The sequence below is a fragment of the Pelagibius marinus genome, assembly GCF_014925385.1.
Taxonomy (GTDB): domain Bacteria; phylum Pseudomonadota; class Alphaproteobacteria; order Kiloniellales; family Kiloniellaceae; genus Pelagibius; species Pelagibius marinus.
This window is the reverse complement of record NZ_JACSDK010000016.1, coordinates 137,696-156,836: the sequence shown is the minus strand read 5'-3', so window position 1 is coordinate 156,836 and position 19,141 is coordinate 137,696. Positions and strand designations below refer to the sequence as shown.

At 65.4% G+C, this 19,141-nt stretch carries 16 protein-coding genes; 1 reads left to right on the top strand and 15 read right to left on the bottom strand.

Annotation, left to right across the window (positions count from 1 at the left end):
• Positions 1–59 precede the first annotated feature (59 nt).
• Entirely contained in the window at positions 60–3,533 is a 3,474-nt protein-coding gene (gene dnaE, locus H7X47_RS20255) for a DNA polymerase III subunit alpha (RefSeq protein ID WP_193370563.1), read from the bottom strand.
• Positions 3,534–3,736: 203 nt separating this feature from the next.
• On the opposite strand from dnaE, the gene H7X47_RS20250 reads away from it, so the two are divergent.
• Positions 3,737–4,486: an SDR family NAD(P)-dependent oxidoreductase gene (locus H7X47_RS20250; RefSeq protein WP_193370562.1), complete on the top strand. Its 750-nt coding sequence runs from the start codon at positions 3,737–3,739 to the stop codon at positions 4,484–4,486.
• 34 nt (positions 4,487–4,520) lie between these two features.
• Here H7X47_RS20250 and H7X47_RS20245 read toward each other — a convergent pair whose 3' ends face one another.
• The 14 genes from H7X47_RS20245 to nuoL all read right to left on the bottom strand — a co-directional run bounded on the left by H7X47_RS20245 (position 4,521) and on the right by nuoL (position 19,141).
• Entirely contained in the window at positions 4,521–4,985 is a 465-nt protein-coding gene (locus H7X47_RS20245) for a PAS domain-containing protein (protein WP_193370561.1), read from the bottom strand.
• 264 nt (positions 4,986–5,249) lie between these two features.
• On the bottom strand, positions 5,250–5,957 hold the full coding sequence (locus H7X47_RS20240) for an ABC transporter ATP-binding protein (RefSeq protein WP_193370560.1): 708 nt from the start codon (positions 5,955–5,957) through the stop codon (positions 5,250–5,252).
• Entirely contained in the window at positions 5,950–7,197 is a 1,248-nt protein-coding gene (locus tag H7X47_RS20235; protein ID WP_193370559.1) for a lipoprotein-releasing ABC transporter permease subunit, read from the bottom strand. Before H7X47_RS20235 ends, H7X47_RS20240 begins: the two co-directional genes overlap by 8 nt.
• A 12-nt stretch (positions 7,198–7,209) precedes the next feature.
• Complete coding sequence (proS, locus tag H7X47_RS20230; protein WP_193370558.1) at positions 7,210–8,538, bottom strand: proline--tRNA ligase; 1,329 nt, start codon at positions 8,536–8,538, stop codon at positions 7,210–7,212.
• Between the two features lie 194 nt (positions 8,539–8,732).
• Positions 8,733–9,194: a hypothetical protein gene (locus tag H7X47_RS20225; protein WP_193370557.1), complete on the bottom strand. Its 462-nt coding sequence runs from the start codon at positions 9,192–9,194 to the stop codon at positions 8,733–8,735.
• Positions 9,195–9,544: 350 nt separating this feature from the next.
• On the bottom strand, positions 9,545–10,114 hold the full coding sequence (locus H7X47_RS20220) for a DNA-3-methyladenine glycosylase I (protein WP_193370556.1): 570 nt from the start codon (positions 10,112–10,114) through the stop codon (positions 9,545–9,547).
• Positions 10,115–10,125: 11 nt separating this feature from the next.
• The gene (locus tag H7X47_RS20215; RefSeq protein ID WP_193370555.1) at positions 10,126–10,389 is read right to left on the bottom strand and encodes a DUF1467 family protein; all 264 of its coding nucleotides are present in this window, start codon (positions 10,387–10,389) and stop codon (positions 10,126–10,128) included.
• Between the two features lie 7 nt (positions 10,390–10,396).
• Entirely contained in the window at positions 10,397–10,801 is a 405-nt protein-coding gene (mce, locus tag H7X47_RS20210) for a methylmalonyl-CoA epimerase (RefSeq protein WP_193370554.1), read from the bottom strand.
• Between the two features lie 103 nt (positions 10,802–10,904).
• Positions 10,905–12,584 carry a ribonuclease J gene (locus tag H7X47_RS20205; RefSeq protein WP_227010651.1) on the bottom strand — a complete coding sequence of 560 codons (1,680 nt, stop codon included), beginning with the start codon at positions 12,582–12,584 and terminating at the stop codon, positions 10,905–10,907.
• Positions 12,585–12,588: 4 nt separating this feature from the next.
• A complete protein-coding gene (locus H7X47_RS20200; RefSeq protein ID WP_193370553.1) occupies positions 12,589–13,374 on the bottom strand; it encodes a type III pantothenate kinase in 786 nt (261 codons plus the stop codon).
• 26 nt (positions 13,375–13,400) lie between these two features.
• A complete protein-coding gene (locus H7X47_RS20195; RefSeq protein ID WP_193370552.1) occupies positions 13,401–14,186 on the bottom strand; it encodes a biotin--[acetyl-CoA-carboxylase] ligase in 786 nt (261 codons plus the stop codon).
• A complete protein-coding gene (gene nuoN, locus H7X47_RS20190) occupies positions 14,183–15,628 on the bottom strand; it encodes an NADH-quinone oxidoreductase subunit NuoN (protein ID WP_227010650.1) in 1,446 nt (481 codons plus the stop codon). Before nuoN ends, H7X47_RS20195 begins: the two co-directional genes overlap by 4 nt.
• Positions 15,625–17,187: an NADH-quinone oxidoreductase subunit M gene (locus tag H7X47_RS20185; protein ID WP_193370551.1), complete on the bottom strand. Its 1,563-nt coding sequence runs from the start codon at positions 17,185–17,187 to the stop codon at positions 15,625–15,627. Before H7X47_RS20185 ends, nuoN begins: the two co-directional genes overlap by 4 nt.
• Positions 17,188–17,194: 7 nt before the next feature.
• Positions 17,195–19,141 (bottom strand): NADH-quinone oxidoreductase subunit L, encoded by a 1,947-nt coding sequence (gene nuoL, locus H7X47_RS20180; protein WP_193370550.1) that lies wholly within the window; start codon positions 19,139–19,141, stop codon positions 17,195–17,197.

Here is a 19,141-nt window from a genome sequence, read left to right as displayed (position 1 = left end):
CGGGACGAAGGTCTGGTTAACGAAGCACTAGTTAATGGGGCCCTTAAGGAGCCCCAGGGCTAGCGATCCTGCATGACCACGCCGGGGACGGCCTTGATGGCCTGGCGGATTTCCGGGGACAGGCGGTAGGTCTGGCCCAGGTCGAATTCAACCTCCTGGTCTTCCAGGGTGACGATGAGGCGGACCTTGCCCCGGCCCCGGCCCTCGCGGTCCAGCAGCGCCTTGAGGCTCTCCAGGGGGGCCGGCGAGTTGAGATGGATGTCGAGGCCCTTGGAGGCCCGCGCGGCGGCGTTGTCGAGGGGCTCCAGGGACTGGGCCGTCAGGCGCGGCTCGTCGCCGTCGCGCGGCTCCGAGGAGACCCGCAGCAGCAGGGTCTGGCCGCTTTCCAGCAGTTCCCGGTACTGGCCCAGGGTCTCGGAGAACAGCGTCACCTCGTAGACCCCGGTCGCGTCGGAGAACTGCACGAAGGCCATGCGATTGCCCTTGCGGCTGTTGATCTCCCGCTTGCTGTTGAAGATCCCGGCCAGGGTGTAGAGACCCGAGGCGCCGCTTTCCTTGAGCTGCACGTAGGTCGTGGCCTGCATCTTCTCCAGGGTGGCGCCATAGGTGTCGAGCGGATGGGCCGAGAGATAGAAGCCGATGGCCCCGAACTCGTGGCTCAGGCGCTCCATCTCCGGCCAGTCTTCTCGCGGGCGCAGCGGCAGGGGCGCCGGCTCCGTGTCGCCCGCCGCGCCGAAGAGGCTCACCTGGTCGCTGTCGCGCTCGCTGGCGGCGGCGCTGGCGTGGCGCACGATGGTCTCGGCCGCATGAAAGACCTGGGCGCGGTTGGGATTGAGACTGTCGAAGGCCCCGGCGCAGGCCAGGTTCTCGATCTGGCGCTTGTTGATCAGCTTGGCGTCCAGGCGGTCGGCGAAGTCGGCCAGGCTCTTGAAGGGTCCCTTCTCGCGCCGTTCCGCCGAGACCGCGGCCATGGCGTTGGCGCCGACGTTCTTCAGCGCCGCCAGGGCATAGCGGATCGCCGGGGGGCCGTCGTCCTGCAGCTCCACGTCGAAGTCCGGCTCCGAGCGGTTGATGTCCGGCGGCAGGAGCGGAATGTCGAGGCGCTGCAGCTCCTGGCGGAAGACGTTCAGCTTGTCGGTGTTGCCCATGTCGTAGGTCATGGACGCGGCGAAGAACTCGACCGGGTAGTTGGCCTTCAGGTAGGCGGTCTGATAGGCGACCAGGGCGTAGCCGGCGGAATGCGCCTTGTTGAAGCCGTAGCCGGCGAACTTGTCGACCAGGTCGAAGACGTAGTTGGCGCGTTCCTTGGTGACGCCCTTCTCCATGGCGCCCTTCACGAAGATGTCGCGCTGGGCGTCCATCTCCGCTTTGATCTTCTTGCCCATGGCGCGGCGCAGCAGGTCGGCCTGGCCCAGGGTGTAGCCGGCGAAGACCTGCGCGATCTGCATCACCTGTTCCTGGTAGATGATGACCCCGTAGGTGTCCTTGACGACCGGCTCGATGGTCTCGTGCAGGACCTCCGGTTTTTCATCACCGTGCTTGCAGGCGACGTACTTGGGGATGTTCTCCATCGGCCCCGGGCGGTAGAGGGCGACCAGGGCGATGATGTCCTCGAAGGTGTCGACGTGCGCCTCTCGCAGCAGACTGCGCATGCCCGAAGATTCAAACTGGAACACGCCGGTCGTCTCGCCCCGGCTCATCATCTTGAACGTTTTCGGATCGTCCAGCGGGATCAGCGTGAGGTCGATCTCGACCCCGCGCCGGGCCAGCAACTCGCAGGCCCGCTGCAGCACCGTCAGGGTCTTCAGGCCCAGGAAGTCGAACTTCACCAGACCGGCCTGCTCGACGAACTTCATGTTGAACTGCGTCACCGGCATGTCGGAGCGCGGGTCGCGGTACAACGGCACCAGCTGGTCCAGCGGACGGTCACCGATGACCACGCCGGCGGCGTGGGTAGAGGCGTGACGGTACAGCCCCTCGATGCGCAGGGCGATGGTGAGCAGCTTGTCGACCGTCTCGTCGTCGCGGCGCATCTCCTGCAGCACCGGCTCGCCGTCCAGGGCCTGCTGCAAGGTGACCGGGTTGGCCGGATTGTTGGGCACCAGCTTGCAGATGCGGTCGACCTGCGGATAAGGCATCTGAAGCACGCGCCCGACGTCGCGCAGCGCCGCGCGGGCCTGCAGCTTACCGAAGGTGATGATCTGCGCGACGTGGTCGTAGCCGTACTTGTTCTGGACGTAGCGGATCACCTCGTCGCGGCGATCCTGGCAGAAGTCAATGTCGAAGTCCGGCATCGACACGCGCTCGGGATTGAGGAAGCGCTCGAACAGCAGGGCGAAGCGCAGCGGGTCCAGGTCGGTGATGGTCAGCGCCCAGGCGGCCACCGAGCCGGCGCCGGAGCCGCGCCCCGGCCCCACCGGGATGCCGTGCGCCTTGGCCCACTTGATGAAGTCGGCAACGATGAGGAAGTAGCCGGCGAATCCCATCTCCTGGATGACGCCCAGCTCGAACGCCAGGCGCTCGCGGTAGGGCCTGGCCGCGGCCTCCCGCGCCGCCGCGTCCATATCCTCGGTGAACACCTGCTTTTCCAGGCGCGCTTCCAGGCCGCCTTCCGATTGGGCCAGCAACTCCTCTTCCTCGCTGCGCCCCCCTTCGGTCGTGAAGGGCGGCAGGATGGGGCTGACGAACTCGGGGAAGTAGGCGCAGCGTTCGGCCACCACCAAGGTGTTGTCCACCGCCTCCGGCAGGTCGGCAAAGAGCGCGCGCATCTCGCCAGCGCTCTTGAAGGCGTGGTCCGGGGTCAGTCGGCGGCGGTCGCTCTGGGAGATGTAGGCGCCCTCGGCGATGCACAGCAGCGCGTCGTGCGCCTCGTAGTCGTCGGCCGTGGGGAAGAAGCACTCGTTGGTGGCCACCAGGGGCACGTCGTGCGCATAGGCCAGCTCCAGCAGGCCCGGCTCTATGGCCTCCTCGACCGGCAGGCCGTGGCGCTGCAGTTCCACGTAGAGCCGCCCGGGAAAGATGCCCAGGAGGCGCTTCAGCATGGCCCCGGCGGCGTCCTTCTGCTCGGCGCCCAGCAGGCGCCCGACGGCGCCCCCGGCCCCGCCGGTCAGCGCCAGCAGGCCCTCGGCGTGCTCCTCCAGCACCGCCAGGCTCACCTGGGCGGCCTCGCTGGGCTCGCTCTCCAGGAAGGCCCGGGAGGCCAGCCGCATGAGGTTCTCGTAGCCCTTCTGGTTCTGCACCAGCAGGACGATCTGGTCGGGCGCGGGCGCGGTGCCGCTGCGCGGCTCCCCAAACTCTTGGGCGGCGGTCTCCCGGGTGATGTGCAGCTGGCAGCCGATGATGGGCTGGATGCCGGCCTTCTGGGCGGTCTGGGCGAACTCCAGGGCGCCGAAAAGGTTGCCGCTGTCGGTCACCGCCACCGCCGGCATCTGCTGGTCCTGGCACAGCTTCACCAGGCCTTTGACCGGGATCGCCCCTTCCGAGAGCGAATAGGCGGAATGGACCCGCAGATGGACGAAATCAGCGCGCGGCATGGAGCAAGTCTGCCCTCAGAGAAGGAGTCGAGTCAGGAAGAACAGGATAGCAACAACTGTGGGTAAGTTGAACGCAGGACCGAAGGCCGACAGCCACCGCCATAGGCGACAGCGAAAACAGGCTGCACTACGATTGTCGCAGCGGGAGAAATTCTCCGGGACCCATTCAGATCGAGGCCCATTCAGATCGAGGTCGGTGACGGATGAGTGAATTCGCAGGCAAGACGGTCGTCATAACGGGGGCCGGGCGCGGTGTCGGCCGCGATATCGCAACGGACCTGGGCGGCGGCGGCGCCAACGTGGTCGTCAACTACGCGACGTCGGAGGAAGGCGCCGCCCGCGTGGCCGAGGAGATCCGCGCCAAGGGTGGCAAGGCCCACCTCTGCCGCGCCGACGTCTCGAAGTCCGCAGACGTGGAACGGCTCTTCGCGGAGACGCTGGAGGTGTTCGGCGGCGTCGACATTCTGGTCAACAACGCCGGCATCAATATCGACCGGCCGCTCCTCGAGCTGAGCGAGGACGATTGGGATAGCGTCATCGACGTCAACCTCAAGGGCGTTTTTCTCTGTACCCAGGCCGCCGGCAGGATCATGACCGCGGCGCGCTGTGGCCACATCGTCAACATCTCCGCGGTCACTGCGTTCTACGCCCGCAAGAACGCCGTCAACTACTCTGCGTCGAAGGCCGGCGTGAATATGGTCACCAAGTGCGCCGCCCTGGAGCTCGCTCCCCATGTCCGGGTCAACGGCCTGGCACTCGGCTTCTTTCGCAGCGAGGCCGTCGAGAGATACTTCACCGAAGCGCAGGTCGCCGAGGTCGTGGACGCCACACCGCTGCAGCGCATGGGGGAGTTTGACGAGATCACCGCCGCGGTGAAGTTCCTCGTATCCGAGAACTCCGCCTTTATCACCGGGCAGACGATCATCATCGATGGCGGAAGGATCATGCGTTGAAGCGCGCGGCGGCCCGGTATCGCGGGCCCGGGGTTCAGTCGCTCAAGACCCTGACCACATGGATCATGCGCTGAACTTCGTCTCCACCGTCTCGGACAGGCAGCTCGAGAACCCGGATGGAGAGAAAGTTCCGGTTCGAGGTCGCAACCTTCCCTTCGGTCAGGCCAATCAGGCCGGTGTCCCTGATCGCGCCGAAATGCTCCCGGAACTGCAAGTCGAAGAGCCGCGGCCAGCCCTGGCTGAAATGCACGCCCTTCACATTGAAGTCGATAGCCCGCGTGAAGGTTTCGCCGGAGAGGACGAAATAGGGATCGGGCTCCTCCGTCTTGAAGATGCTCAAGACGAGATCGGAATGCCAGCCAACGAAATCCGGGAAGTCGAAATCACTCCAGCCCGGAATCTGCTCGTCACGGCGCTTGCTGCTCCATACTTCCAGCATGCCGCGGAAATCGGGAGCCGCCTCCAGCGCTTCCTCCAGCGTCAGACGCTTGAGGTCCATCGGTGGAGAGCTGACGTCTTCCTCAAAAGATCGAAAAACTTCTTCCGTAGCGGTCCTGGAATGCATCTAGATCCACCTCTACTTATGCGGTCGCTGAAAGCGGAACCCTGTCGAATCGGATTACACCATCTGAGCTATTCGACTAATACAGCATTCAAATGCTTGTATGAAAACAATGAATTGGCCGCCGCGCCCTCTGGTTGGACGGCGATTATAACTTCTCTCTTTCCGATTATTTCTGCCTGAGGGCGGACGTGAAACGCCTTACCCCTCGACGATGTGCCCGTGCTCCAGGCGCAGGACCCGGTCCATGCGCTGGGCCAGTTCCATGTTGTGGGTGGCGATGACCGCCGCCAGTCCCCCGTCGCGCACCAGGCCCATGAGCTGGGCGAAGACCCCGTCGGCGGTGTCCGGGTCCAGGTTGCCCGTCGGCTCGTCGGCCAGCAGGATCGAGGGATCGTTGGCGAGGCCCCGGACGATGGCCGCGCGCTGCTGCTCGCCGCCGGAAAGCCGCGCCGGGCGGTGGGTGAGACGCTCGGCCAGGCCGACCGAGGTCAGCAGCGCCGCCGCCTTCTCGCTGGCCTTGCCCCTGGAAACTCCGGCAATCATCTGCGGCAGCACCACGTTCTCCAGGGCCGAGAACTCCGGCAGCAGGTGGTGGTACTGGTAGACGAAGCCGATGGCGCGGCGGCGCAGTTCGGTGCGCTGGGCATCGGAGAGGTTCAGGCAGGGCTCCCCGTCGATCAGCACCTCGCCCTCGTCGGGCCGCTCCAGCAGCCCGGCGATCTGCAGTAGCGTCGACTTGCCGGCGCCCGAGGGGCCGACCAGGGCGACGATCTCGCCGCCGCCGACCTTGAAGGAGGCGCCTTGCAGCACCTCCAGCTTCTCGCGGCCCTGCTTGAAGGTCCGGCGGACTCCGGCAAGCTCCAGGCCCTGGCCGTTCCGGCTGCCGACCTTGCTGAGATCACTCATAGCGGAGAGCCTCGACCGGATCGAGCCGCGCCGCCCGCCAGGCCGGATAGAGCGGCGCCAGGAAGGACAGCGCCAGAGCCAGGCCGACGATCAGGACCACCTCGCCGACATCGACCACCGCCGGAAGCCGGGAAAGGAAATAGATCTCCGCCGGGAAAAGTCCGATGCCCGTCAGGTTCTGCAAGAACTCCCGGATGGTCTGGATGTTGTCGGCAAAGAGAAAGCCCAGGACGAAGCCAAAGGCCGTGCCCACCACGCCAATGCTGGCGCCGCTGAGGAAGAAGATGCGCATGACCATACCGCGGGTCGCGCCCATGGTGCGCAGGATGGCGATGTCCCGGCCCTTGTCCTTCACCAGCATGGTCTGGCCCGAGAGTACGTTGAAGGCGGCCACCACGATGATCAGCGACAGGATGAGGAACATCACGTTGCGCTCGGTCTGGATGGCGCCGAAGAAGGCGGCGTTGGAGCGCTGCCAGTCCACCGTGCGGTAGTCGGCGCCCAGAGAGGCCTGCATGGCGTTCAGGGTCGCCCTGGTGTGGTCGGGATCGTCGACGAAGACCTCGATCGCATTGACTGCCTTGGGCAGGCGGTAGAAGAGCTGCGCCGCCTCCAGGGGCATGTAGATGAAGCCGTTGTCATACTCGTACATGCCGACGTCGAAGAGCGCGGCGATGCGGTAGCTCTTGAGGCGCGGTACCGTGCCGATGACAGTCGTGTTTCCGGAAGGCGAGACCAGCGTGATCTTGTCGCCGACCCAGACGCCCAGCGTCTGCGCCAGGCGTTGGCCGATGAGGATGCCGTCGTCCTTGCCATAATCGTCCATGCTGCCGGCAACGATGTTGTCGGCCAGGATCGGTCGCGCCGCCACGTCTTGCGGCCGCATGCCGCGCACCAGGGCCCCGGTGGCCGAACCCTGGACCGTCACCATGACCTGGCCCTGCACCTGCGGGGTCACCGAGACCACGCCGTCAACTCCCATGAGGCGCTTGGCAACGTCGTCGAAGTCCTGGATTGCCGGGCCGCTGGAGAAGACCGTCAGGTGGCCGTTGACGCCCAGGATGCGGGACAGCAGTTCCTGGCGGAAGCCGTTCATCACCGCCATGACGATGATGAGTACCGCCACGCCCAGCATGATGCCGAGGAAGGAGAAGACGGCGATGACCGAGACGAAACCCTCCTCGCGGCGGGCACGCAGGTAGCGCGAGGCCACCAAGCGCTCGAAAGCGTTGAAGATCATCCGCTCCCTGCCCTAGCCGACCAGCTTGGCGACGGCGGCCTCGGGCGACAGCTCCTCGCGCTCGCCGTTGCCGCCGCGCTGCTTCAGCTCGACGACGCCGTTCTTGAGCCCGCGCGGACCGACCACCAGCTGCCAGGGCAGGCCGATCAGGTCCATGTTGGCGAACTTGGCGCCGGCGGACTCGTCGCGGTCGTCGTAGGCCACCTCGATCCCCGCTTCCGAGAGCTGCCCATAGAGCTTGTCGCAGGCGGCGGTGCAGTCCGCGTCTGCGACGCGCAGGTTGATGAGGCCGACCTTGAAGGGCGCCACGGCCTCCGGCCAGATGATGCCGTTGTCGTCGTGGCTGGCCTCGATGATGCCGCCGACCAGGCGCGACACGCCGACGCCGTAGGAGCCCATCTGCACCGGCACACTGTCATCGTCCGGTGTGGTCACATAGGCGCCCAGGGGCTCGGAATACTTGGTGCCGAAAAAGAAGATGTGCCCGACCTCGATGCCGCGGCCGGTGTAGCGGCGTTCGCTCGGCACCTCTTTCTCGAAGAGCGCCTGGTCGTGCTTCTCGTCGGTGCGCGCGTAGAGGTTAGTGTAGTAGTCGACCACCTTCTCCACGCTGGCGCTGTCGTCGTAGTCCACGTCCGCGCCCAGGACGTCGTGATCGAGAAACTCGCGGTCGCAGAACACTTCGGACTCGCCGGTCTCGGCCAGCACGATGAACTCGTGGCTGAGGTCCCCGCCGATGGGGCCGGTGTCGGCTTCCATGGGGATGGCCTTGAGACCCATGCGCGCAAAGGTGCGCAGGTAAGCGACGAACTGCTTCTGGTAGGCGCGCCGTCCGGCCTCGTAGTCGATGTCGAAGGAATAGGCATCCTTCATCAGGAACTCGCGGCCGCGCATGACGCCGAAGCGCGGACGCACCTCGTCGCGGAACTTCCACTGGATGTGATAGAGGCCCTGGGGCAGGTCACGGTAGCTCTTGGCGCCGTTGCGGAAGATCTCGGTGATAAGTTCCTCGTTGGTCGGGCCGTAGAGCATCTCGCGCTCGTGGCGGTCGGTGATGCGCAGCATCTCCTTGCCGTAGTCTTCGTAGCGCCCCGACTGCTTCCACAGGTCGGCTGACTGGATGGTCGGCATCAGCAACTCCTGCCAGCCGGCCGCATCCTGCTCCTCGCGCACGATCTGCTCGATCTTGCGCAGCACCCGGTAGCCGAGCGGCAGCCAGGAGTAGATCCCGGCGCTGGCCTGGCGGACCATCCCGGCGCGCAGCATGAGCCGATGGGAGACGATCTCCGCCTCCTTCGGGGTTTCCTTCAGGGTCGGCATGAAATACTGCGAGAGGCGCATACGAAACTCTTGTCCTTGCTACTGAGCGGCTGGCGAGACGCCTGCCGGCCCCGAAAATGACCGGGAAACAGCCGCTTCGCAAGGCCTGCGAGGCCCTGGATGGCTCGGGGGAATGCGTGCAGTTTGTATAGGGGAGCCCCGGGGCCTTGTCCACGGGCCTTGGCCAGGGGACAACCGCTTGCGGGGCGGCGGGCCTACTGCCCCTCGGCGCGGTCCCGCACGATGCGCTGGCAGCGGGCGGCAAGCTCCGCCTCGGCCTCGCTCTGCAGCGGCTGGCCGTTGAAGATGGCCCGCCCCGTGGCGACGTCCACCACCACCTCTCCGATAAAGATATCGCCCTTGTAGTTGATCCCGTTGGCCGGAATGCCGTAGCGGTCGAAGAGGTCCACCTCGATGGGAATCACCACCTCCTCGGGCAGCACCAGGCCGTTGCCGCCGTCCAGGTCCGCCGGCACCACCTTCTTCCCGCGCACGTCGCGGCCGGGCTGATAGGCCACGTCCGGCGCCGGATAGTGGAGGGCGAGACGAGCGCAGTCGGCCTTGGTGATGGTGAGGTAGCCGTCCTCGGCAGCGGCCGGCTGCGCCGACCCGAGGGCGGTCAGAAGACACAGGATAACGCCGGGCAGGAAGCGCCCGAGGGTGGTCGAGGATCTCATGGGCCGAGCCTAGGGGTTGCGCACTTAACAAAGCAATAAACAAACCGGATGGGTGATTCTCTCTCAGATAGAGAGCGCAGACGCGTCTTCTTCCCAGAGTTCTACCTCCGCGCAATTGTTGCAATGCAACATGGGGTATCTGCATAACATTGTTAGAAAATGGGTGACGGCGGAGCCCGAATGGGATATTACTCGTGCCAGTAAGAACTGCGCGAAACAGCGCAGCGCGGCCCAGGTTTAGGGTGGACACGCCGTCAGACGGTCCTTCGGGGCCGTCCAATACCAAGAGAGCCTGAATAATCAGGTCTAAAAGCTGAACAGGGAACTGGCGAGGGCAAGCTGCAGCTTGCCTATTTTTTTGTCTTTTTCGCGGATTTCTGCCACCCCTCTGACATCCAGGGTGGAGAAAGCCGGGCAATCTCCTGATAGATGGGGCAACTTTCACGATGGGCGCCGGGCAAATAGCCGGTGCTCATAAGAAACTCACCGACGATTTCGCCGCCGGTGAACTTGAAGGTCTTGCGGAACAGCTTCACCCACGCCGCCTTGTCGAGGGGATGGTGCGCGTCGATCCAGCCTTTGAAGGAGCCATAGTCCCGGCGCAGTTCGACGATGCGCTGGGCGTTGACGATGGCGGCATTGACCTTCAGGCGGTTGCGGATGATGCCGGCGTCGTTCAGCAGCCGGGTCCGCTCGCGCTCGCCGTAGGCAGCCACCCTGTCGACGTCGAAGCCGTCGTAGGCGGCGCGGAAGCCCTCCCGCTTCTTCAGCATCAGCTCCCAGGACAGCCCCGCCTGGTTGATCTCCAGGATCATGCGCTCGAAGAGCACGGCCTCGTCGTCCACCGGAAAGCCGTATTCCCGGTCATGGTAGTGAGCATGGATGGGGTTGCCGGGGGCGTAGTCGCAGTAGCTGCTCATTCAGAAACGGCTCATTTCGGGGCGCTGGTGCCCAGGGGCGTGTACTCGCGGAAAGTGATCCAGCCCTGGTCGATGACCATGTAGACGCCGGCCCAGATCACCGCCGAGATGAGGGTGGTGGCCAGCACCTTGCGCCACATCATCGGCTTTTCCGGGGCCCCGGGCTCGTGACCCGGCTCCGGCTCCTCGCTCCGCTGCACGCCCCAGGGCAGCACGGTGAGCAGCACCACCATCCAGATCATCCCGTAGACGAGAAGGCCGGTGAACCAGGTCATGGGCGCACTAGGCCTGCTCGAGCTCGACCAGGGTGCCGCAGAAGTCCTTGGGGTGCAGGAACAGTACCGGCTTGTCGTGGGCGCCGGTCTTCGGCTCGCCGTCACCCAGCACCCGGGCGCCTTCGGCCTTCAGGTGGTCGCGGGCGGCGATGATGTCGTCGACCTCGTAGCAGACATGGTGGATGCCGCCGGCCGGGTTGCGCTCCAGAAAGCTGGCGATCGGCGAGCTGTCGCCCAGCGGTTGGAGCAGCTCGATCTTGGTGTTGGGCAGGTTGACGAAGATCACCGTCACTCCATGCTTGGGCTGCGGTACAGCCTCGGAGACTTCCGCCCCCAGCATGCTGCGGTAGACCCCGGCCGCCGCCTCCAGGTCCGGCACCGCAATGGCCACGTGATTCAACCTGCCGATCATTCCGTTCCTCCTCCGTGTTTTCCGTAATTTGTGGCCCCGGGCCGCCCGGCGCAAGGCCCTGGACGCCTGCGGGCAGATAACTCCTGACAGCCCCGGTCAGCAGCTATTCGAAGCGAATGACATGGACCATGGTCATGGGCTTCTTGCCGAGCAGCCGGTTGACGGTGCGGCGCACGGCCAGGCGGGCCGCCTCCTCCACCGCCGCGTCGTCCTTGCGCTCGCGCCGGCCGAGGCGCTGGACCGCATCCCGGATTGCGATCGCCACGGCACCAAGGTCTTCCTCCTCCTCGTGCTCCTCGAAGAGGCCGACGGTGGAGATGTCCGGCTCGCCGTCCAGTTGGCCGCGCTCGTCCATCACCAGGGTCACGGCCACGGCGCCGTTGAACATCAGTTTCTGGCGACCCTTGATGACCGGGCTGTCCTGCGACAGCAGGCGCCCGCCGTCATAGATCAGCCGCCCGTTGGACACCTCGTCGACGATCCCCGCCTCGCCCGGCGCCAGGCGAATGACGGCGCCGTTGTGGCCCACGACCTGCTGCGGGATCTGGCACTCCTTGGCGATCTCCGCATGGGCCATGAGGTGGCGGGCTTCGCCGTGCACCGGCACCGCGACCTGCGGGCGCACCCACTGGTACATTTGGATCAGCTCGTCGCGGCCGGGATGACCGGAAACGTGAATGTCGTGGTCGTGGTCGGTGATGACCTCGATCCCGGCGCGGGCCAGGGAGTTCTGCAGCTCGAAAATGGCGGTGTCGTTGCCGGGGATGACCCGCGAGGAGAAAACCACGGAATCCCCCGCCGAGAGGCCGACGTGGGGATGATCGCCTCGGGCGATGCGCCACAGTGCGGCCCGCGGTTCGCCCTGGCTGCCGGTGCACAGCAGCAGCACCTCCCCACGCGGCAGGTAGTCGATCTCCTCCTCCGAGAGGAAGGGCTGGTGCCCGGTCAGATAGCCGGCCTCACGCGCGCAGTCGACGATGCGGTGCATGGAACGGCCGAGCAGGCAGACCCGCCGCCCGCATTCCTCGGCGACGCGGATCACCGTCTCCAGGCGTGCCACGTTGCTGGCGAAGCAGGCCACGGCGACGCGCTGCTTCAGGCCCTTCACCACCGACAGCAGGTGCTCACGCACCTCCGCCTCTGAGCCGGCCTCCCCCCAGACCATGGCGTTGGTGGAATCGCCGACCATGGCCAGGATGTTTTCGTCGGCCAGGGCCTTCAGGCGCTGTTCGTCATAGTTGTCCCCCACCAGGGGATCGGGATCCAGCTTCCAGTCGCCGGTGTGCAGCACCGTACCGGCGGCGGTACGGATCACGACCGCGTTGGGCTCCGGGATCGAGTGGGTGAGCGTGATCAGTTCGATCTCGAAGGGACCGACCGAGAAGGTGCCGGAAAGAGGCACCTCGGTCAGCGGCACTTCGTCCAGCAGGCCGACCTCCGCCAGCTTGCGGCGCAGAAGCGCGGCGGTGAACTTGGTGGCGTAGACGGGGCAGCGCAGCTCTTCCCAGAGATAGGGCACGGCGCCGATATGGTCCTCGTGGGCATGGGTCAGCACCAAGCCGGCCAGGTCGTCGCGTCGATCGACGATGAAGGTGGGATCCGGCATTTCCACGTCGATGCCCGGCAGGCGCGGGTCGCCGAAGGTGATGCCCAGGTCGACCATCAGCCAGGCGCCCTTGTGGCCGTAGAGATTGAGGTTCATGCCGATCTCGCCTGTGCCGCCCAGGGGCACGAAGTAGAGATCCTCGGCGCCGAGGTCCTTGCCGCTGTAGCTCTTGCTCAAAGGGTCAGCCCCCGACCCACGCCTGGCTGTTGGCTTCGTGGACAAGGCGCAGTCCGCGAAGGGTGAGATCGGAATCGACCACTTCGATCGCCGGCGTGGCCTCCGAATAGAGGGTCGCCAGGCCGCCGGTGGCTATGACTTTCATGGAGCTGCCGTATTCCTCCTTGATGCGGGTCGTCAGCCCCTCGATGAGGCCGACGTAGCCCCAGTAGATGCCGGATTTCATGGCCGGAACGGTGTCCTTGCCGATGACTTTGTCGGGTCGCTCGATCTTGACCCGGGGCAGCTGGGCCGCGGCCCGGTAGAGCGCCTCGACCGAGTGCTGCGCCGAGGGCGCGATGACACCGCCCTCGTAGGCGCCGTCGGGGCCGACGATATCGAAGGTGGTGGCGGTACCGAAGTCGATGACGATCAGCGGACCGCCATAGGCGCGGTGTGCCGCCAGGGCGTTCACCAGGCGGTCGGCGCCGACGTTCTCCCGGTGGTCCATGTGGACCTCGATACCCAGGTCGACCTTGGGGTCGCCGATGACCATCGGCGTGACCTTGAAGAACTCCGAACAGAGGGTGGTGAGAGTAAAGCTGGCCGCCGGCACCACGTTGGCGATGATGGCGCCGTTCACGTCGGCGGCCTTCAGGTTCTGCAGCGACATGAGCTGGGTCAGCCAGACCGCGTACTCGTCGGCCGTGCGCTTGGCGTCGCTGGAGGCACGCCACTTGGCCTTCATGGTGTCGCCCTCGAAGAGCGCGAAGACCACGTTGGTATTGCCGGCGTCGATGGTGACGAGCATGGCGCTCCCCTTCCCTTTCCGGCCCTTCAGCCTTCGCCCGGCAGGTAGACGTCGCCGGCGGCGATGCGGCGCGTGCTCCCGTCCGCCAGGGTCAGCAGCAGCGTCCCGTCGCCCTCCAGGTCGGTGAAAGTACCCTGCAGGGTCTCGTTCGGCAGGCGCACCTCGATCTGCTCCTTCAGGCCCTGGGCATGGCGCAGCCAGGCGTGGCGCACCGGCCCGAAGCCGTCGTCCAGCCAGATGTTGATCCAGGAGAGCATATGCCGGCCGAAGGCCTCCAGCAGGTCGACCGCCGAGACGCTGGGCGGCGCGCCCTCGAAGTGCAGGCTGGTGGCCGGCAGGCGGGTTTCCGACGGATAGGAACTGATATTGGCGCCAACGCCGATCACCAGCCATTCCAGGTTCTGCCCGGCGTCGCCTTTGGACTCCAGCAGGATGCCCGCCGCCTTACGGCCGTTCAGCAGCACGTCGTTGGGCCACTTGAAGGTGACCTCGATCAACGGCGGGGCAACGCTGCCGATCGCGTCCCCCAGGGCCACGGCGGCGATGAAGCTGAACTGCGCCGCGGCCGACAGCGGACAGTCGGGACGCACGATGAGGGAGAGGAAGAGATTACCGGAGGCGCTGGCCCAGTCACGGCCCTGGCGGCCGTAGCCGCCGGTCTGCCTGCGCGCCCAGACCAAGGTGCCGTCCTCGGCGCCCTCGGCGGCCAGGCGCTTGGCTACGCTGTTGGTGCTGTCGACTTCCTCCAGGGCCACCAGCCGATAGGCCGGCGGCAGGTGGGGTGCGCGGTTCCGGTCCGGCTCCGGGATCATCCTGGGAACAACGACGCCGCCGCCATCGCCGTCCCGTCCAGCAGATAGGCGATACCTACCGACAGCAGTACGATCGTCAGGCTGGTCGCGACGAGGATGGCCGACATCTCGCGGCCGATGGGACGGTCGAAAGCCTCGATGGGATCGTCGAAATACATCAGCTTGATGATGCGCACGTAGTAGAAGGCGCCGATCACCGAGGTCAGCACGCCGATCACCGCCAGCACGTAGAGCTCCGCCTCGATGGCCGCCAGAAAGATGTAGAACTTCCCGAAGAAGCCGACCAGCGGCGGGATGCCCGCCATGGAGAACATGAAGATCGCCAAGGCCAGAGCCATGGGCGGGTTGGTCTTGCTGAGCCCCTTCAGGTCCTCGATCCGCTCAACCATGACCTCTTTCTGGCGCATGCAGAGGATGCAGGCGAAGGTACCGAGGTTCATGACGATGTAGATCGTCAGGTACAGCAGGATGCCGTTCACGCCCTCCTGGGTGCCGGCGGCCAGACCAATGAGGGCATAGCCGACGTGGCCGATGGAGCTGTAGGCCATCAGACGCTTGATGTTGGTCTGGCTGATGGCCGCCAGGGCGCCCAGGATCATGGAGGCGACGGAAACGAACCAGATGATCTGCTGCCACTGTTCCACCAGTTCGCCGAAGGGCCCCACCATCACCCGCACGATCAACGCCATGGCCGCCACCTTCGGCGCCGTGGCGAAGAAGGCGGTGACCGGCGTCGGCGCGCCTTCGTAAACGTCCGGCGTCCACATGTGGAAGGGCACGGCGGAGATCTTGAAGGCCAGGCCGGCGGAGAGGAAGACGATGCCGACGATGAGGCCCAGGGAGGCCGGCTGCCCGGCGGAGAACTGAGCCGCCAGGCCGGCGAAAGAGGTGGTGCCGGCGAAACCGTAGATCATCGACATGCCGTAGAGCAGCATGCCCGAAGACAGCGCCCCCAGGACGAAGTACTTGAGGCCCGCCTCGCTGGAGCGCAAGTGATCGCGCCGGAAGGCGGCGACCACGTAGAGCGAGAGGCTCTGCAGCTCCAGGCCCAGGTAAAGGGCCAACATGTCGTTGGCCGAGATCATCAGCAGCATGCCGAGCGTCGCGAAGAGCACCAGCACGGGATACTCGAAGCGCGCCATGTCTTCGCGCTCTATGTAGCGCATGGCCATGATCAGCGTGACCGCCGACCCGGCCAGAACCAGCAGCTTCATGAAGTCGCCGAAGGCGTCGGCGATGAAGAGGCCGCCCAAAGCGACTTCGCTGCGCCCCATGGAGACGGAGACGATGATGAAGGCCAGGGCGAAGCAGGCGACGGTCAGGGACAGCACCAGGCGGGTGCCCTTGTTGCCCCGGAACACGCCCAGCATCAGAAGGATCATGCCGGCGGCGGCCAGGAAGACTTCGGGCAGCGCGGCGGTGAGGTTCAGCTCGGACATCATCTTGCCTCTCCCAGCGCCCCGACCCTAACGCCGTTCCAAAGTTCGGCCAGGGTCGTCGGACCCTCGGCGCGCGCCAGGGCCGCCTCGTAGCCGTCGATCAACCGCTCGACCGAAGGTGACATGACGTCGATGAAGGACGCCGGGTAGATTCCCATCCAAAACACCAGCGCGATGAGCGGCGCGAAGACCACCTTCTCCCGCCAGTTGAGGTCGAGGATCGCCATGAGATCCTCCTTGGTCATCTTGCCGAAGATGATCCGCCGGTAGAGGTAGAGCATGTAGGCGGCGCCCAGCACCATGCCGCTGGCCGCCAGCAGGGCCACCCAGGTGTTGGCCTGGAAGGCACCGACCAGGACCAGGAACTCGCCGACGAAGCCGCTGGTACCCGGGAGGCCGACTGAGGCGAGCATGAAGATCATGAAGACCAGGGCATAGCCGGGCATGCGGCCGACCAGTCCGTCATAGCGTTCGATCAGGCGCGTGTGCATACGGTCGTAGATCACTCCGACGCAGAGGAAGAGCGCCGCCGAGACCACGCCGTGGGACAGCATCTGGAAGATGGCCCCCTCTATGCCCTGCTGGTTGACGACGAAGATGCCGATGGTCACGAAGCCCATGTGAGCCACCGAGGAATAGGCGATCAGCTTCTTCATGTCCTCCTGGGCCAGCGCCACCAGGGAGGTGTAGATCACCGCGACGATCGAGAGCGAGAACACGAGCGGCGCGAAGAAAGCCGAGGCTTCCGGCATCATCGGCAGCGAGAACCGCAAGAAGCCGTAGCCGCCCATCTTCAGCAGCACGCCGGCCAGGATGACCGAGCCCGCCGTCGGCGCCTCGACGTGGGCGTCCGGCAGCCAGGTGTGCACCGGCCACATCGGCACCTTCACCGCGAAGGAAGCGAAGAAGGCCAGCCACAGCCAGGTCTGCATGGAGGCCGGAAAGCCGTGCGCCAGCAGCGTCGGAATGTCGGTGGTCCCGGCGTCGTAGTACATGGCCAGGATCGCCAGCAGCATCAGCACCGAGCCGGCAAGTGTATAGAGGAAGAACTTGAAGGCCGCGTAGACCCGGCGGCCGCCGCCCCAGATGCCGATGATGAGGAACATCGGGATCAGCACGCCTTCGAAGAAGACGTAGAAGATCACCAGGTCCAGGGCGCAGAACATGCCGACCATCAGCGTCTCGAGCACCAGGAAGGCGACCATGTACTCCTTGACCCGCACCTTCACCGCGTCCCAGCTCGCCAGCACGCAGAGCGGGGTCAGCAGGGTCGAGAGCAGCACAAACATCATCGAGATGCCGTCCACGCCCATGTGGTAGCTGATGTTGAAGGCCGGGATCCAATCAACACGCTCGACGAACTGGAAGTCGGCGCTGGAACGGTCGAAGTTGAACCACACGAAAAGCGAGACCACGAAGGTCACCAGCGAGGCCCAGAGCGCCATGGAGCGGGCGTTCTTGGCCGCCAAGGCCTCGTCCTCGTGACGCACGAAGAACAGGATCCACAGCGCGCCGGCGAGCGGCAGGAAGGTGATCGTCGAAAGAATTGGCCAGCTGGTCATTTCTGGATCACCCCAATTGGCTCAGGAAATACCAGGTGACCAGGACGAAGACCCCGATCAGCATGGCGAAAGCATAGTGATAGACGTAGCCGCTCTGCAGCAGCGAGGTGCGGCGCGAGGCGTTCTGGGTGGTCGCCGCGATACCGTCGGGGCCGAGGCGGTCGATGACGGCCCCGTCCCCGCCTTTCCACAGGCCGAAGCCGAGGACGCGCGCCGGGCGCACGAAGACGCGGTCGTAAAGCTCGTCGAAGTACCACTTGTTGAGCGAGAAGAGGTAGAGCGGACGCAGCGCCTTGGCGGTCTTGGCCGGCAGAGCCGGCGAGGCGATGTAGAAGACATAGGCCAGGCCGATGCCGCCCAGGCCCGCGACCAGCGGCGACAGCTTTACCCACAGCGGCACATGGTGGGCCGCCTCGACCGAGTTGTTCTCCGGCAGAACCTTCAGGGCCTCGCCCCAGAACTCCTCCATGTGTTGGCCGACGAAGTACTCGTAAGCGGCCAGGCCCGCGAAAACCGCGCCGAAGGCCAGCACGTAGAGCGGCACCAGCATGACCTGCGGCGACTCGTGCACGTGTGACATGACCTCCTTGGAGGCGCGCGGCGTGCCGTGGAATGTCATGAACATCAGGCGGCAGGAGTAGAAGGCGGTCATGAAGGCCGCCACCACGCCCATGACGAAGGCGAAGGTGCCGTGCGTGGAGTGCGAGGCGTAGGCCGCCTCGACCACGATGTCCTTGGAATAGAAGCCGGCGAAGCCGAAGACGCCCGGGATGCCGACGCCAAGCAGCGCAATGGTGCCGATCCACATGAGGAGATAGGTCCCCGGGATCATCTTGTAGATGCCGCCCATCTTGCGCATGTCTTGCTCGTCGGACATGGCGTGGATGACCGAGCCGGCGCCGAGGAACAGCAGTGCCTTGAAGAAAGCGTGGGTCATCAGGTGGAAGATGCCCGCCGAGTAGGCGGAGACACCGAGGGCGAAGAACATGTAGCCGAGCTGCGAACAGGTCGAATAGGCGATGACCCGCTTGATGTCATTCTGGGTCAGGCCTACGGAGGCCGCGAAGAAGGCCGTCAGCGCGCCGACGTAGGTCACCAGTTCCAGGGCCGTGGGGGCGTACTCGAACATCGGCGAGAGACGCGCCACCATGAAGACGCCGGCGGTCACCATGGTCGCGGCGTGGATCAGGGCGGAGACGGGGGTCGGGCCCTCCATGGCGTCCGGTAGCCAGGTGTGCAGGCCCAGCTGCGCCGACTTACCCATGGCGCCGATGAACAGCAGAATGCAGATAATGGTCAGCGCATGTCCGGAGATGCCGAAGGCCTCGAACTGGGCATCTGCCATGCCCGGCACGGAAGCGAAGACCTGATCGAAGCCGGCAGTTCCGAACAGCACGAAGGCACCGCAGATGCCGAGCGCGAAGCCGATGTCGCCCACGCGGTTCACCAGGAAAGCCTTGATGGCGGCGGCACAGGCGCTCGGCCTTTCATACCAGAAGCCGATCAGCAGATAGGAGGCCAGGCCGACGCCCTCCCAACCGAAGAACATCTGCACGAAGTTGTCCGCGGTCACCAGCATCAGCATGAAGAAGGTGAAGAGGCTGAGGTAGGCAAAGAAGCGCGGCTTGTAGGGGTCGTGGCTCATGTAGCCGATGGAATAGACGTGCACCATGGAGGATACGCCGGTCACCACGATCAGCATGACCGCGGTCAGGGTGTCGACCTTCAGCGCCCAACTCACCTCGAAGCTGCCTGAATCGATCCAGGTGAAGACCTCGGTCACCCGGGCGTTGTGGGCGAAGGCCACGTCGTAGAACACGATGCAGGACAGCACCATCGAAATCAGCAGCAGGCCGCTGCTGACGTACATGGCGCCGCGGTCGCCGATCAGGCGCCCGAAGAAGCCCGCGATGATGGCGCCAAGCAGCGGCAGCAGGACGATAAGTTGATCCAT